The 15163-nt window shown below is 67.7% G+C and carries 14 protein-coding genes and 1 tRNA gene; 9 read left to right on the forward strand and 6 right to left on the reverse strand.

Features of this window, described 5'->3' with window-relative positions; all coding sequences use genetic code 11:
- Positions 1–85 precede the first annotated feature (85 nt).
- From HII36_RS20955 to HII36_RS20995, 9 genes are all read left to right on the forward strand, one after another.
- Complete coding sequence (locus tag HII36_RS20955) at positions 86–250, forward strand: hypothetical protein (RefSeq protein ID WP_173524928.1); 165 nt, start codon at positions 86–88, stop codon at positions 248–250.
- A 2-nt stretch (positions 251–252) separates the two neighbouring features.
- Positions 253–468 (forward strand): hypothetical protein, encoded by a 216-nt coding sequence (locus HII36_RS20960; RefSeq protein WP_173524929.1) that lies wholly within the window; start codon positions 253–255, stop codon positions 466–468.
- Complete coding sequence (locus tag HII36_RS20965) at positions 426–1541, forward strand: DUF2637 domain-containing protein (protein WP_173524930.1); 1116 nt, start codon at positions 426–428, stop codon at positions 1539–1541. Before HII36_RS20960 ends, HII36_RS20965 begins: the two co-directional genes overlap by 43 nt.
- 208 nt (positions 1542–1749) lie before the next feature.
- The gene (locus tag HII36_RS20970) at positions 1750–3945 is read left to right on the forward strand and encodes a cell division protein FtsK (RefSeq protein WP_217369756.1); all 2196 of its coding nucleotides are present in this window, start codon (positions 1750–1752) and stop codon (positions 3943–3945) included.
- A 143-nt stretch (positions 3946–4088) separates the two neighbouring features.
- Complete coding sequence (locus HII36_RS20975) at positions 4089–4337, forward strand: hypothetical protein (RefSeq protein WP_217369757.1); 249 nt, start codon at positions 4089–4091, stop codon at positions 4335–4337.
- 21 nt (positions 4338–4358) lie between these two features.
- Positions 4359–5255 (forward strand): bifunctional DNA primase/polymerase, encoded by an 897-nt coding sequence (locus tag HII36_RS20980; protein WP_173524931.1) that lies wholly within the window; start codon positions 4359–4361, stop codon positions 5253–5255.
- Positions 5252–6379 (forward strand): AAA family ATPase, encoded by a 1128-nt coding sequence (locus HII36_RS20985; RefSeq protein WP_173524932.1) that lies wholly within the window; start codon positions 5252–5254, stop codon positions 6377–6379. Before HII36_RS20980 ends, HII36_RS20985 begins: the two co-directional genes overlap by 4 nt.
- Complete coding sequence (locus tag HII36_RS20990; RefSeq protein WP_173524933.1) at positions 6376–6597, forward strand: helix-turn-helix domain-containing protein; 222 nt, start codon at positions 6376–6378, stop codon at positions 6595–6597. Before HII36_RS20985 ends, HII36_RS20990 begins: the two co-directional genes overlap by 4 nt.
- The gene (locus HII36_RS20995; RefSeq protein ID WP_173524934.1) at positions 6597–7739 is read left to right on the forward strand and encodes a tyrosine-type recombinase/integrase; all 1143 of its coding nucleotides are present in this window, start codon (positions 6597–6599) and stop codon (positions 7737–7739) included. Before HII36_RS20990 ends, HII36_RS20995 begins: the two co-directional genes overlap by 1 nt.
- A 62-nt stretch (positions 7740–7801) precedes the next feature.
- Here the strand turns inward: HII36_RS20995 and HII36_RS21000 are convergent, their stop codons facing one another.
- The 6 genes from HII36_RS21000 to HII36_RS21025 form a co-directional block, all read right to left on the reverse strand.
- A complete protein-coding gene (locus HII36_RS21000) occupies positions 7802–8359 on the reverse strand; it encodes an RNA-binding domain-containing protein (RefSeq protein WP_236003702.1) in 558 nt (185 codons plus the stop codon).
- A 524-nt stretch (positions 8360–8883) separates the two neighbouring features.
- A tRNA-Ile gene (locus tag HII36_RS21005) sits at positions 8884–8957 on the reverse strand.
- A 127-nt stretch (positions 8958–9084) separates the two neighbouring features.
- Positions 9085–9765: a DUF3566 domain-containing protein gene (locus HII36_RS21010; protein ID WP_173524936.1), complete on the reverse strand. Its 681-nt coding sequence runs from the start codon at positions 9763–9765 to the stop codon at positions 9085–9087.
- A gap of 3 nt (positions 9766–9768) precedes the next feature.
- A complete protein-coding gene (gene gyrA, locus HII36_RS21015; RefSeq protein WP_173524937.1) occupies positions 9769–12267 on the reverse strand; it encodes a DNA gyrase subunit A in 2499 nt (832 codons plus the stop codon).
- A 68-nt stretch (positions 12268–12335) separates the two neighbouring features.
- On the reverse strand, positions 12336–14279 hold the full coding sequence (gene gyrB, locus HII36_RS21020) for a DNA topoisomerase (ATP-hydrolyzing) subunit B (RefSeq protein WP_173524938.1): 1944 nt from the start codon (positions 14277–14279) through the stop codon (positions 12336–12338).
- Between the two features lie 301 nt (positions 14280–14580).
- A complete protein-coding gene (locus HII36_RS21025) occupies positions 14581–15081 on the reverse strand; it encodes a DUF721 domain-containing protein (RefSeq protein ID WP_328807804.1) in 501 nt (166 codons plus the stop codon).
- Positions 15082–15163 lie beyond the last annotated feature (82 nt).

Consider the following 15163-nt stretch of genomic DNA (forward strand, 5'->3'; position numbering starts at 1 on the left):
GCGTCATTCACGGCCTTCGTTGCCAGCCCGGCTGCCGCGTCTGCCGCATGCTCGTCCGTTCCTGCCACTGATCGGAGATTCGTCCATGTCCGACGACCAGTCACCGAACACCATCAGCGACCAGCAGTGGACGCGGCTCCAGGAGCGCGCCCGCGAGGCCAACCCGCACCTCGACCGGTTCTCCGACCCGGCGGCGGTCGAGCGCCGCATGCAGGCCAACCAGCAGTTCAAGAACCGTCACTGGAGCTGACCATGATCTCTGCTCTCGTCTATGTCCTGCTCTTCCTGGCCGGTGGCCTATGCACCGAGCTGGTGCGCGTCGGCCAGGAGGCCCGCCGGATGCGGCTCGCCGCCCGCATGGCCGTCCGCCACGGCGGATCGGTGGACGAGGCGGCCCGCTCCTGGGCCATCCGCCCGAAGTACTGGTGCGCCCGGCCCGGCTGCCCGCGCTGCTGGAGAAGCCGATGAACCAGCACCGCCATCCGCTCGACCCCACCCGCTCAGAGAACGGAGCCAATCCCGTGAACGACCTGACCAGCGGCCCGCGCCCGCTGTCGGACGGAGAGCAGACCCTGATCTCGGTCACCGCCGCCGCTGTCGGCGTGCTGGGCCTGGTCGGGTTCGTCATCTCGTTCGCCACCGTCATGGACGCGGCCAAGCCCACCTTCGGCCCGCTCGCCTTCCTGCTGCCTCTCGGGGTGGATCTGGGTATCGCGGTGTTCTCCGCGCTGGACCTGGTCCTGGCCCGGCTGGACATGCGGGTGCGCTGGCTGCGGTTCATCCCGTGGGCGCTGACCGCCGTCACCGTCTACCTGAACGTCGCCGCCTACACCAGCACGCCCAGCGGGCCGGACTGGTTCGCGGTCGTCGCCCACGCGATCCTGCCCGGTCTGTGGATCGTGGCCGTCGAGATCGGCACGCACGCCGTACGCAAGCGGGCCGACCTGGCCAACCCGTCACGCCGTATCGACAGCATCCGGGTCTCGCGATGGCTGCTGTCGCCGCTGCCCACGTTCGCCCTCTGGCGACGGATGGTGTTGTGGGAGGTGCGCTCGTACCCGGAGGCTCTGGGCCGCGAGCGTGACCGCATCCTGGCCAAGACGGATCTGCAGGACCGGTACGGCCGCCTGTGGCAGTTCAAGGCCAGCCGACGCGAGCGCGCCCTGTACAAGCTCGGCGAGCTGGTGCCGGCCAGCACACCGGTCCGTGCCGAGGCGGTACGCATCACACCGCCTCCGGCTCCCGAGCGCCCGGCCTTGACCGCCGCCCCTGCCCGCAAGCCGTCGCCCCGGAAGCCCAAGCCGCGTAAGAACACCCGTCCGGCCGTCGCGCCGTCCGAAGTGGACGACCTGATGCCGCTCGGCTGGCAGATCGCCGCCGACCACGACGCACGCGGCATCACGCTCACCCGGGACCGGCTCCGCGACGCCATCCGCCAGACCGGCCGGTCCATCTCCACCGACCGCGCCGGAGCACTGCTGGCCCGCCTGCGGACCGAGACCGGTCCGACCGCCCAGGACGTGGAACGCGAGGCGGCCTGATGGACCTCACCCTCGTCCGCCCATCGACCGGCGACCCACCACCGGTCGGACCGACCGTCCGCATCGACACCACAGCTCGCAAGGACGAGGCGCGGTCCGACCGCACATCGTCCCTGATCAAGCCAGTACGGGACGCGACCTCATCCGCCAAGACTTCGGCCGCGCCCCGCAACCCCGCTCGCAGCTACGCACACGAGGTGCACACATCATGACCCATCACCCGCACGAGCACGAAGACCCCGACGAGCCGACCGTCTTCGAACCCGGTGGCGAAGTCGTCCCGCTGGACGCCGCCCGCCGTCGCGCCCGCCGTCGCGCCCGCCGCGCGGATGACCAGGAAACCGACGGTGACGAGTTCTTCGACCGCGAGACCATCGCGATCGAGGGCACGGTTCTCGGGCCTCCGGTCGACCCGCCGGACGACGACGTGCCGTACCGCTCCGGCAACGACCGCCGCCGCGCCCCGATCATCCCGGCCACGCTGCGGTCCTGGAACGGCACGCGTTCCATGCTGGTCTGGGCCGCCAAGGACGCCGGGTACGTGCTCGGCTACCACGCGGTCCGCTCGCCCAAATACGCCGCCAAGGCCACCGTGTACGCCCCAGTCGGGTTCTTCCGCGCCACCGGCAAGCTGCTGCACTGGGCCACGGCGGAGGAGGGTAACTGGGCGCTGCGCCAGTACGCCGCTGACCGCAACGACCCGGAGACGTGGCTCAAGCTGGACCGTCAGCGGCAACGCCAATCGCGGTGGCGCTGGTGGGTCGTGGCCGCTCTGGCCGTGACGTTCGCGATCGGCCTGCTGGTCTTCCTGCTCGCCGATATCCCGACCTGGGGCCATCTGCTGGCCGTCGCCGTGGCGGTCCCGGTGCTGGCCCGCGCCGGACGTCCCACCGACAAGCCCATCACCGACCGCGTCTCCGAAGGACCGCGCTACCGCAAGCTCACCGCCGAGCTGGTGCGCCGCGCACTGCTGTCCTGCGGCATCTCCGGCATCAACCAGGCCGTCAGCAAGGACCCGAACGCCATCAGCTTCCCGACCGAGATCCACCGCGACGGCCCCGGCCACCTCGCGGTCGTGGACCTGCCGTTCGGGGTGGAGGCCGCCGACGTCGTGGCCCGGCGCGGCCGGTTGGCCTCCGGCATGCGGCTCCCACTGGACCAGGTCTGGCCCGAGCCCGGCGACGGCCACCCCGGACGGCTGTCCCTGTGGGTCGGCTACGAGCCCGCCTCACAGATGAAGCAGCCTGCCTGGCCGCTGCTCAAGGACGGCAAGGTGGACGTCTTCAAGCCCTTCCCGTTCGCCACCACCCCGCGCATGGACACCATCAACGCGGCCCTGATGTTCCGTAATTGGCTGGTAGGCGGACAGCCCGGCTCCGGCAAGACCTTCGCCCTGCGCCTGGCCGTCCTCGCCGCGTCACTGGACCCGCGCGCCGAGCTGCGCATCTACGAGCTCAAAGGCGTCGGGGACTTCAAGGTCCTGGAACCGGTCTGCACCGAGTACGGCAACGGCTTCGACGACGAGACGATCGCCCGGTGCGCCGGAATGATCCGCTGGCTGTACAAGGAGTGCGAGCGCCGCTCCAAGCGCATCGCCCACTACGCCCAGCTCGGCAAGGCCCCGGAGAACAAGGTCACGCCCGAGCTGGCCTCGCTCAAGGACTCCGGCCTGCATCCGCTGATCGTCGCGATCGATGAGATCCAGGAACTGTTCCTGCACGCCAAGTACGGCAAGGAAGCCGGGGAGATCCTGGAGAAGGTCATCAAGCTGGGCCGCGCCCTGGGCGTGATCCTGCTGATCGGCACCCAGATCCCTGACAAGGACAGCCTGCCGACCGGCATCACCCGCAACGTCAACACCCGCTACTGCATGAGCGTCGCCGACCAGGTCGCCAACGACATGATCCTCGGCACCTCGATGTACAAGCAGGGTTACCGCGCCACCATCTTCGAGCCGGTCAAGGAGGCCGGTTGGGGCATCCTGTCCGGCCTGGGCAAGCCCGCCGCGCGCCGCTCGTTCGAGGTGGACACCGACAAGGCCAAGCAGGTCGTGGCCCGCGCCATGCAGCTCCGTGGGTTGGCCGGCACTCTGCCCGAGGAAGGCACCCAGATTCGCACCGACGCGCCCACCTTCGACCTGCTCACGGACCTCGCCCAGGTCTGGCCCGCAGGAGAGACGGCCGTGTGGAACGAGGTGCTGTGCTCCCGGCTGGCGGACCTGCGGCCCGACTTCTACACCGGCTGGGCCTCCGAACAGCTCACCACCGCACTCAAGCCGCACGGCGTCCCGGTGAACGCGATCGGCCGCCGCATCGACGGCAAGCCCGTCACCAGGCGCGGCATCCGCCTGGACGATCTCACCGACGCCATCGCGGAACGTAACCGCCGAACCGGCACCGAGTGACCCCGTCCGGGGCTGCTAGCGCTAGCGGCTGACCCTGCTATCGCTAGCACCCCCGCTAGCACCCAGAAATAGGCCCTGGCCAGGGCGTTAGCACGCTAGCGCCCTCGCTTGACGACACCCGAAAACGGCCCAGGAGGCCCGTCGTGAACCCTGCCACGCTCGCCGCTAGCGCGGTGATCGCTACAGCCCTGTTCGTGACCGTCCGTTACGCCGCCGAGTGCTACATCCGGCCCTTCCGCCGCTGCCGCTCCTGCCAGGGCAAGCGCCGCAAGCCCAACCGCATCGGACGCGGCATGCACGACTGCCGCCGCTGCCACGCCACCGGCCTACGCCTGCGGATCGGCCGCCACCTCTGGAACCACCTCCGCGCCCTGCACCGCGACTCCCGCTGACCCAACCGAAAGCAGCCGCCCATGACCCGTGACCTGACCCGCTACGCCCTGGCCGCCGCCGCCCGCGGCTGGCATGTCTTCCCACTCGCACCGAACGGCAAGACCCCGCCCCGCGGCTTCACCGCCTGGCAGGACCGCACCACCACCGACCCGGCCACGATCCGGCGCATCTGGCAGCGCCCGTACAACGTCGGCATCGCCACCGGCCCGTCCGGCCTGGTCGTCCTCGACCTCGACCAGCCCAAGCCCGGCGAGCAACCACCACCGCAGTGGAACCGGCCAGGCATCCGAGACGGCGCGGACGTCCTCGCCGCCCTCTGCGACCAGGACGGACAACCACTCCCGCTGGAGACCTTCCAGGTCCGCACCCGACGCGGCGGCCTGCACCTGTACTTCACCACGCCACCAGGAGAGACCCTGACGAACACCCAAGGCAGCCACGGCAACGGACTCGGCTGGCTGATCGACACCCGCGCCCACGGCGGCTACGTCGTCGGCCCCGGCAGCCATGTCACCGACCAGGACGCCACCGGCACCTACGAGGTGCTGCACCCGATCCCACCCGCACTACTCCCGGCCTGGCTGGCCGAACGCCTACGCCCGGCCCCGCTCCCACCCCAGAAGCCAGTCACGGTGCCCCTGGCATCCGACCGGCGCGGCTCCTACATCCGCGCCGCCGTCCTCGGTGAGCTGCAACGGGTGGCCGGCTCACCACCACACGGACACAACAACGCGCTCTACCTCGCGGCCGTCGCGCTCGGCCAGCTCGTCGCCGGAGGCGAACTGGACGCCGCCGCCGTCATTACGTGGCTCACGGAGGCAGCCACGCAGGTCGGCCAGCCGTACCGCGAGGCCCAGCGCACCATCGCATCCGGCCTGCGCGCCGGTGCCCGCCGTCCCCGGACGGTGGCCGCATGACCGACCGCACCACACACCTGCGGCTGGTCAACGGCGAGACCGCACCGGCCGCCGCTCCCACGATGCCGTTCCGCACGTCCTGGACCGCCGACGAACTGATGGCCATGACCTTCCCGGAGCCCCGCTGGGCCGTCCCCGGGATCATCGCCGAAGGACTCAGCCTGCTCGCAGGCCCGCCCAAGGTCGGCAAGTCCTGGCTCAGTCTCGGCCTGGGGATCGCCGTGGCCAGCGGCGCCAAGGCCCTGGAAGTCATCGAACTGGAGCCCGGCCCGGTCCTCTACCTCGCCCTGGAAGACACCGCCCGCCGCCTGCAAAACCGCATGGGCAAGATCCTCAGCGGCCAACCAGCCCCGCAGGACCTCACCCTCGCCACCACCTGCCCCACCCTGCCCGCAGGCGGAGAAGAGGCCATCGCCCGCTGGCTCGACCGCCACCCGAACGCCCGCCTGGTCGTCATCGACGTCTTCGCCAAGATCCGAGGCACCACACCACCCGGCCTGTCCGCCTACGACGCCGACTACGCCGCCATGACCCGCGCCAAGCGCCTGGCCGACACCTACGGCGTCGCCGTCGTCCTGATCCACCACGTCCGCAAGATGGCCTCAGAAGACTTCCTGAGCGAGGTCTCCGGCACCAACGGCCTGGCCGGAGCCGCAGACGCAACGTTGGTCCTCAAACGAGCTAGAGGAACCGCAGACGGCGTCCTGCACGTCACCGGCCGCGACGTCGAAGAGGCCGAGTACGCCATGGCCTTCCAGCCAGCCGCCGGCACCTGGCATCTGCTCGACGGCCCACCCGAAGACCACGCCCTGTCCGACACCCGCGCCGCCATAGCCCGCCACGTCCGCCAGCACCCAGGCAGCACGCCCAAGGCCATCGCCGAGGCTACCGGCCTGTCCCACGAGAACGTCCGCAAGACCTGCCAGCGCATGAACGCCGACGGCCAGCTCTGCGTGAACGCCACCGGCCACTACCGCCTGCCCGGCACACCACCAGGAGGTGTCCCCAGCGTCCCCGGGGTCCCCAACCAGGCCACGACCAGCACCAACGCCGAAATCAACCAGGGACAACCGGCCCTGCTACCCGTCCCCGCTGTCCCCGCCGACGAGGAGAACCACGAGTGACCACCTCAACGCCGGACAGCGTCCGGCTCGCCGACACCCAGCTCTACCGCGTCACCGACGCCATGCGCCTGCTCCGCATGAGCCGAACCGTCATCTACGACCAGATCCGCACCGGCCGCCTGCGCTCCGTCAAGCAAGGCCGCGCCCGCCTCATCACCCCAAGCGCCATCCGCGCCTACATCGCCCTCCTGGAGAAGGAAGCAGAGGAAGCAGCCTGATGACCAAGCGACGCAGCAAAGGAGACGGCGGCCTCCACTGGGACGACAAGCGCCAACGCTGGATCGCCACCGCCAGCCTCGGCTTCGACCCCAGCGGCAAGCGCATCGTGAAGCGGGGCAGCGGCAAGACCAAGACCGAAGCCAAGAACAAGCTCAAGGAAGTCCTACGCGACTACGAGGACGGGCTGATCATCGCCCCAGGGGACTACACCGTGGGACAAGCCGCGAATGACTGGCTGACCTACGGACTCAGCGGACTTGATCAGAACACGGTCACCACAACCACGATCCTGTGCAAGACCCACATCATTCCGGCCCTGGGTAAGAGGAGGCTCCGGGAGCTCAGTGCACAGGATGTGGACAAGTGGCTGGCAGAGAAGGCCAAGTCGCTCAGCACCAGCACGCTGTCCCGCCTCCACTCCTGCCTGAATCGGATCATCAAGCGGGCCATGGCCAGAGACAAGGTGCGGCGGAACGTCGTCGAGCTGTGCCGCGTCCCTCAGGGCCGAAAAGGCAGGCCTTCCAAGTCCCTGACAATGACCCAGGCCGAGGAAGTGCTGAAGGCTTCAGGGGGCAGGAACCTGCACGCCTACATCGTCGTATCGCTCCTGACGGGAGCACGTACGGAGGAGCTCCGCGCGCTGTGCTGGGATCACGTGGACCTGGTCGGCCACCCCGATGCCGTCCCATCCGTGCCCCCGTACATCGCCGTGTGGCGCTCGGTACGAAACGGTGGAGACACAAAGACTCGCAAGTCTCGCCGAACGTTGGCCCTGCCCGCACGATGCGTCGATGCGCTGATCCAGCAGCGAGCAGCCCAGCAGGAAGATCAAGGCGATGGCTGGTCAGAGCACGGCTTGGTCTTCGCCTCGACCTCAGGAACCGAACTGGACGCGGCCAACGTACGCCGAGCGTTCCGACGTGTGATCAAGCGCACCAGTCTGAACGCGGCCGAATGGACGCCCCGAGAGTTGCGGCACAGTTTCGTCTCCCTGCTCTCCGATGCCGGGACTCCCTTGGAGGAGATCTCCCGGCTGGTCGGACATAGCAGTACTGCTGTCACAGAGTTGGTCTACCGCAAGCAGATCAGGCCTGTACTGCAGGAAGGAGCGGTAGTCATGGACCGCATCTTCATGAAGTGACTCAACTGGTCGCGGCCCCTTGCCATATCTTGGCGGGGCCGCGCCTCGTTAAGATATGGCACTCAGTCACCAATGATCAAAGTAGCAATGGCTCCCAGAATCGTTCCGAGCAGGGCACCCGCGATGCACCAGTAGAGCTGCCGCCGCCAGTTTCCCGTCTTCTCCAACGCTTCTCTCAGCGACGCAATGGCCTGCGTTTGATCAGCTACGACCTCGGCCAACCGCTGCATGCGTGCATACATCTCGTCACTAGACGAGTAACTGCTCTGCTGTTCGACCAGGTCTTGAGCGGCGGCCGGCCTCACGTGAGAGCCCGCCCGTACGACGACTTCTCCGTCCAGCACGGTAACAGGGCCACCACTAGCGGGCTCTACTTCTACGATCACCAGGGACTTGTCACCTGCATCCAGCACATGCGTGCTGAAGGGTGGGACGGGCTTAAGACTCTGAGCCGCCCGGTCGATCACCTGCAACATTCGCCCGGAGTCGACTCCAGAGAGTGCAGGACCTTCTGCTGTCTCTTTGATCCCGAAAGCTACAAGGCCGCCATGAGTGTTCGCCATGGCAGCCAGCTCACGTGCAACAGTCCGAACGTTTGGGATGGACTGTTTGAACTCCATCGTTGCGCTCTCGGTCTGACGCAGAACCCAATCGATGCTGAGAGGTTCACCAGTCGCCACAGTGCTCCACTTCGAGGACCGACGTTCGATATCCCTCCAACGATCAGAGGCGGTCCAAAGTGCCCCCGGCACTCGCACAGGTGGCCTGCGCAACGGCAAAGTTGGCTGCTGGGCTCAGCCCGCCACTGCCATGTTGCCGGCCAACCCGGCAAGCAGATTTGCGCCTACGACCATGACAGGACGGAACCAGGCCGTCAGTCGCTCTCTGAGTTTCGACATCATCCCGCCTCCCGTGAGGTTCCTATCATCCGTAGAGGTGACGATCCCGGAGGAAGCGCGTTGGCAAACGACGGCGGACACCAGCAGCGCGAAGATGACTGACAGACCACACCTGCCAGGCTCAACCCAGCAGCCTTGGCTCATGCTAATGATCAGACGCCCGACTCGGGACCATAGTCACGCAGTTAGTCACTCAGAAGATCAAAAAGCCAGTTCCGATCTCCAGAACTGGCTCTCTAGCTGGGTGGGGCTACCAGGACTTGAACCTGGGACCTCTTCCTTATCAGGGAAGCGCTCTAACCGTCTGAGCTATAGCCCCTCGCACACCGAACGTTACCGCATCCGCGAGGCGGAATGCGAACCGGTTGTTCGGACAAGAGAAGCTTACCGCCTCTCGGGTGCTGCTCGCGCCGCCCCCTTCGGGGAGGCGGCGCGAGCCCATGCCGTTACTCGGCCTCGCTGAAGGTCACCTCGACGCCGCCGACCAGGTCGGAGGCGACGTTGTAGATCACCGCACCCAGCGTGGAGAGCGCCGTGATGAGCACGACGTTCACCGCGCCGATCAGGGCCGTGTAGCCCAGGATGCGCACCGGCTCGAACCAGGAGGCGATGTTGATCGGGATCGCGCTCTGGCCCTGTTCGCCCTGGCCGAGCTGGTTGACCAGGTCGACGAGGGAGTCGAAGACGCCCAGAGCGGACAGCACGCCGTACAGCACGGCGACTGCCACGAAGAGCACCACGAAACAGACCAGGGAGACCACGAAGCTGAACTTCATGGCCGACCACGGCTCGATGCGGCGCAGAACCAAATGGGCCTTGCGGGGGAGCCGCGCCCCCGCCGAGCCTGACGACTTCTTCTTGGACGAATCGGCGGGCGGCGGCGGAGCCTCCGAGATCAGCGACGGACGGATGCGTACCGTGTCGTTGCTCTCCTGCTCCTGCTCCGGCCTGGGCCGCTGCTGGGTCTGCGGACCGTTCGACTGCTGAGGCTGCACGGGCGCGCCCTGCGCGGGCGTGTCCTTGCCCTCCTCAGCCGGGTCGAAGATCTCGGTCTCTGCGGGTTTCTTCGGCTGCTGGCCGTTCCCCGAGGCCGCCTTGGTTCTGGCAGAACCACCCTGGGCGCTCATGAACTACTCTCCTCCCCCGTCTTCCTCACTCTCCACCGAAGTCTCCATGGACTCCGCATTCCGGGCGAGGGCCACCACGCTGTCGCCTTCAGCGAGATTCATCAAACGCACTCCCATGGTCTGGCGGCCGGACTGCTTGATCTCTCCGGCACTCGTCCGGATCACCCCGCCGGCGGACGTGATCGCGAAGACCTCGTCCTCAGGGTTGACCATGACGGCTCCGACCAGCTTGCCACGGGCACTGACGATTTTCGCCGTCAGCACACCCTTGCCGCCACGTCCTTGAACGGGATACTGCTCCACTGGTGTCCGTTTTGCGTACCCAGCCTTCGTGGCGATAAGCACATCTTGACCGTCCGCGATCCGATTCATGGCGAGAAGTTCGTCACCTTCGAGGAACCTCATGCCGATGACACCGCTCGTAGCCCGGCCCATGGGGCGGAGAGCCTCGTCAGAGGCGGTGAACCTGATCGACTGCGCGCCCTTGGAGACCAGCAGCAGATCGTCTTCTTCGGAGACCAGTCGGGCTCCGATGACCTCGTCGTCATCCCGCAGGTTGATCGCGATCAGACCACCGGACCTGGGGGAGTCGTATTCGGCCAGGCGGGTCTTCTTGACCAGGCCACTGCGGGTGGCCAGGACGAGGTACGGGGCGACGTTGTAGTCGCGTAGGTCGAGAACCTCCATGACTGTTTCGTCGGGCTGCATGGCCAGAAGGTTCGCGAGATGCATGCCGCGGGCGTCGCGGCCGGCGTCGGGCAGCTCGTACGCCTTGACCCGGTACACCCGGCCCTTGTTCGTGAAGAACAGCAACCAGTGGTGCGTCGTGGTGACGAAGAAGTGGTCGACGATGTCGTCCTGGCGCAGCTGGGCGCCCCTGACGCCCTTGCCGCCGCGCTTCTGCGCCCGGTACAGGTCGGTCTTGGTGCGCTTGGCGTAGCCGCCGCGGGTGATGGTGACGACGATCTCGTCCTCGGCGATGAGGTCTTCGATCGACATGTCGCCGTCGTAGGCGATGATCTCGGTCTTGCGCTCGTCGCCGTACTTGGCGACGATCTCGCCGAGCTCCTCGTTGACGATCTCGCGCTGCCTGGCCTCGCTGGCCAGGATCGAGTTGTACTCGGCGATCTGCGTCATCAGGGAGTCGTACTCGTCCTGAATGGCCTGGCGCTCCAGGGCGGCCAGCTTGCGCAGCTGCATGTCGAGGATGGCCTGCGCCTGGATCTCGTCGATCTCCAGCAGCCCCATGAGGCCCTGCTGGGCGTGCGAGGCGGAATCCGAGGCGCGGATGAGGGCGATGACCTCGTCCAGCCGCTCCAGGGCGCGCAGCAGGCCGCGCAGGATGTGCGCGCGCTCCTCGGCCTTGCGCAGCAGGTAACGCGTCCTGCGGACGATGACCTCGATCTGGTGCGCCACGTAGTGGCGGACGAACTGGTCGAGACGGAGCGTACGCGGCACGCCGTCGACCAGCGCCAGCATGTTGGCGCCGAAGGTGTCCTGGAGCTGGGTGTGCTTGTACAGGTTGTTCAGCACGACCTTGGCGACCGCGTCCCGCTTGAGCACGATCACCAGGCGCTGGCCGACGCGCGAGGAGCTCTCGTCGCGCACGTCGGCGATGCCGGTCAGCTTGCCCTCACGGACCAGCTCGGCGATCTTCAGCGCCAGGTTGTCCGGGTTGACCTGGTACGGCAGCTCGGTGACGACCAGCGCCTGCCGGCCCTTGTCCTCCTCGACCTCGACCACCGCGCGCATGGTGATCGAGCCGCGGCCGGTGCGGTAGGCGTCCTCGATGCCCCGGCGGCCGACGATCAGCGCCTTGGTGGGGAAGTCGGGGCCCTTGACCAGCCTGATCGCGGCCTCGAGCAGCTCCTCGTCACTGGCCTCGGGGTTCTCCAGGCACCACTTGACCGCCGCGGCCACCTCACGCAGGTTGTGCGGCGGGATGTTGGTGGCCATGCCGACCGCGATGCCGCCCGAGCCGTTGACCAGCAGCTGCGGGAACCGCGCGGGCAGGACGTCCGGCTCCTGCGACTTGCCGTCGTAGTTCGGCCGGAAGTCGACGGTCTCCTTGTCGATGTCGCGCAGCATCTCCATGGCGATGGGCGCGAGCTTGCACTCGGTGTAGCGCATCGCCGCCGCCGGGTCGTTGCCCGGCGAGCCGAAGTTGCCCTGCCCGTCGACCAGCGGGTACCGCAGCGACCACGGCTGCGCCAGGCGGACCAGCGCGTCGTAGATCGAGGTGTCGCCGTGCGGGTGGTAGGTGCCCATCACGTCACCGACGACGCGGGCGCACTTGAAGTAGCCGCGGTCGGGACGGTATCCGCCGTCGTACATCGCGTAGAGCACGCGGCGGTGCACCGGCTTGAGACCGTCGCGCACGTCCGGCAGCGCCCTGGACACGATGACGGACATCGCGTAGTCCATGTAGCTGCGCTGCATCTCGGACTGGATGTCCACCGGTTCGATGCGGTCGGCCGGGGGAGTGGTGTTCACGTCCGTCACAGGTTGAGGTCCTTCTTCGTGGTCCGGTGAGCCGGGTGACCCGGCTCACCGCGTACGGCCAGCCGCTTTTAGACGTCGAGGAAGCGGACGTCGCGCGCGTTGCGGATGATGAAGTCGCGCCGCGCCTCCACGTCCTCGCCCATCAGCACGCTGAACAGGTCGTCGGCCTGCGCGGCGTCGTCGAGCGTGACCAGGCGCAGCAGGCGCGTCGCCGGGTTCATCGTGGTCTCCCAGAGCTGACCCGCGTTCATCTCGCCCAGACCCTTGAAGCGCTGGACGTTGTCGCGCGGGCGCGGGTCGGGCTTGCCGTTGGCCATGCCCTCGGCGATGACCGCGTCGCGCTCGGAGTCGGAGTAGGCGTACGAGGCGTCGTCGCCCTTCCTGTCCCACTTGATCTTGTAGAGCGGCGGGCACGACAGGTAGACGTGGCCGGCTTCGATCAGCGGCCGCATGAACCTGAACAGCAGCGTCAGCAGCAGGGTGTTGATGTGCTGGCCGTCGACGTCGGCGTCGGCCATCAGGATCACCTTGTGGTAGCGCAGCTTGGCGATGTCGAACTCGTCGTGCACGCCGGTGCCCAGCGCCGTGATCAGCGCCTGCACCTCGTTGTTCTTCAGAACCTTGTCGATGCGCGCCTTCTCGACGTTCAGGATCTTGCCGCGGATGGGCAGGATGGCCTGGAAGCGGGAGTCGCGGCCGCCCTTGGCCGAGCCGCCGGCCGAGTCACCCTCGACGATGAACAGCTCGCACTTCTCCGGGTCGTTCCACTGGCAGTCGGCCAGCTTGCCGGGAAGGCCGCTGCCGGACTCGAGCAGCGACTTGCGCCTGGTCAGGTCGCGCGCCTGACGAGCCGCGAGTCGAGCGCGGCTGGCCTGCAGCGACTTGTTGATGATGTCCTTGGCCTCGCCGGGGTTGCGCTCGAACCAGTCGCGCAGGTGGTCGTTGCACGCCTTCTGCACGAACGACTTGGCCTCGGTGTTGCCCAGTTTGGTCTTGGTCTGGCCCTCGAACTGCGGGTCGGACAGCTTGACCGAGATGATCGCGGTCAGGCCCTCGCGGACGTCCTCGCCAGAGAGGTTGTCGTCCTTGCCCTCCTTGAGGAACTTCTGCTCGCGCGCGTAGCGGTTGACGATGGACGTCAGCGCCGCGCGGAAGCCCTCCTCGTGGGTGCCGCCCTCGGCCGTGTTGATCGTGTTCGCGAACGTGTAGACCGACTCCGAGTAGGAGTTGTTCCACTGCATGGCGATCTCGACCGCGATGCCGTCGCCCTCGGTCTCGAAGGAGATGATCGACGCGTGCGCCGGCTCCTTCTTGTTGTTGAGGTGCTTGACGAAGTCGGCCAGGCCGCCCTCGTAGAGGTATTCGACCGTGTGCGGCTCGCCGTTGACGTGGTCGGGGCGCTCATCGGTCAGCGTGATCTTGAGGCCCTTGTTGAGGAAGGCCATCTCCTGGAAGCGGCGCGAGAGCGTCTCGTAGTTCCAGGTGGTGGTCTCGAAGACGTCGGGGTCGGGCCAGAACGTGATCGTGGTGCCGGTCTCGTCGGTCTCCTCGCCCTTGGCCAGCGGCGCCGTGGGCTTGGAGTGCTCGTAGCGCTGGCGCCAGTAGTGGCCGTTCTGCTTGACCTCGACGTCCATCGCGGTGGACAGCGCGTTGACGACGGCCGAGCCGACGCCGTGCAGACCGCCGGAGACCGCGTAGGACTGGCTGTCGAACTTGCCACCCGCGTGCAGCGTGGTCAGCACGACCTCGACGGCGGACCGCTTCTCCACCGGGTGAATGCCGGTGGGAATGCCGCGGCCGTTGTCGACCACGCGCACGCCGTTGTCGGCGAGCAGCGTGACGTTGATCGTGTCACAGTAGCCGGCGAGGGCCTCGTCCACCGCGTTGTCCACGATCTCGTAGACGAGGTGGTGCAGGCCGCGTTCACCGGTCGACCCGATATACATACCCGGGCGCTTGCGAACCGCCTCAAGCCCTTCGAGTACGGTGATTGAGCTAGCGTCGTAGGACAACTGCGAAATCCTCCTGCCGCGGACACGCGGCGGGGGAGGCGACCACTTGCCAGCTGCCCCTGCCGTGCCCGTCACCGTCGTGAGTGCCCCGATGCGCGGTCACCCAGGGGAGTCGGCTTGCTGCCGGGGTGACACGCAAGCGGACGTGTCCGGAATCCTTTTTCATTCTACCGGCTCCGGAGCCCGAAGGTGGCATTGAACGCGCCTGTGATGCCCGCTAGCTCGTTTTGCCCCCAGTCAAGCATCCCCCCTTTGAAACGGGGGCTCATCGCGTCTGCGGCAATCTGATCGCCCGAGACGCCTAACCATAGGTGTCTCCGGGGCCCCGGCTTCCGGTCACCCGCAACCCGCCCGACGGACGCGGCGCGTTCTGCGGCCCCCTGACCTTGACCTTCGTCACCGTGCCTTCGCCCAACTCCTCGTTGAGCCTGCGTACGAGGGTGCGTGCGAGCAGCCGGACCTGGGTCGCCCAGGCGGTGGAATCGGCGCTGATCAACACCTCGCCGTCCTCGAAGGACTCGGGTTTGGTGTGCGCGGCCAGGTCGGGGCCGACGATGTCCGGCCAGCGTCCGAAAACGCCGCCGACGGCCGCGTCGCGCTCCCAGCCTCGGTCGGACAGCAGATCCATGATCGCGCGGCCGAAGAGCTGGGGGTCGCCGGCCTCCCTGCGCGGGCCGGCCGCCTTGCGCCTGGGCTCGCGGCGGGGGAGCTGGCCGCGCTTGGCCGCGTCGGCCTTGGCCTGGGCCAGCTTCTCCCTGGCCATCGCGGCCCCTCTGGCCGCCGGATTGTCCTCAACCGACACGGGTCACACTCCCCTCATTGGTTTTCTCCTCGCGTGCGCGTCCGGTGTGCGGACGCGCGCGCCGCCTGCGGGTTGGCAGACA

The sequence above is a fragment of the Nonomuraea antri genome, assembly GCF_013283785.1.
GTDB lineage: Bacteria > Actinomycetota > Actinomycetes > Streptosporangiales > Streptosporangiaceae > Nonomuraea > Nonomuraea antri.

Excerpts from the sequence above, each read along its gene's own strand:
- HII36_RS20955 (WP_173524928.1), top strand. The coding sequence starts at position 86 with ATGTCCGACGACCAGTCACCGAACACCATCAGCGACCAGCAGTGGACG.
- HII36_RS20960 (WP_173524929.1), top strand. The coding sequence starts at position 253 with ATGATCTCTGCTCTCGTCTATGTCCTGCTCTTCCTGGCCGGTGGCCTA.
- HII36_RS20970 (WP_217369756.1), top strand. The coding sequence starts at position 1,750 with ATGACCCATCACCCGCACGAGCACGAAGACCCCGACGAGCCGACCGTC.
- HII36_RS20980 (WP_173524931.1), top strand. The coding sequence starts at position 4,359 with ATGACCCGTGACCTGACCCGCTACGCCCTGGCCGCCGCCGCCCGCGGC.
- HII36_RS20985 (WP_173524932.1), top strand. The coding sequence starts at position 5,252 with ATGACCGACCGCACCACACACCTGCGGCTGGTCAACGGCGAGACCGCA.
- HII36_RS20995 (WP_173524934.1), top strand. The coding sequence starts at position 6,597 with ATGACCAAGCGACGCAGCAAAGGAGACGGCGGCCTCCACTGGGACGAC.
- HII36_RS21000 (WP_236003702.1), bottom strand. The coding sequence starts at position 8,359 with ATGGAGTTCAAACAGTCCATCCCAAACGTTCGGACTGTTGCACGTGAG.
- HII36_RS21010 (WP_173524936.1), bottom strand. The coding sequence starts at position 9,765 with ATGAGCGCCCAGGGTGGTTCTGCCAGAACCAAGGCGGCCTCGGGGAAC.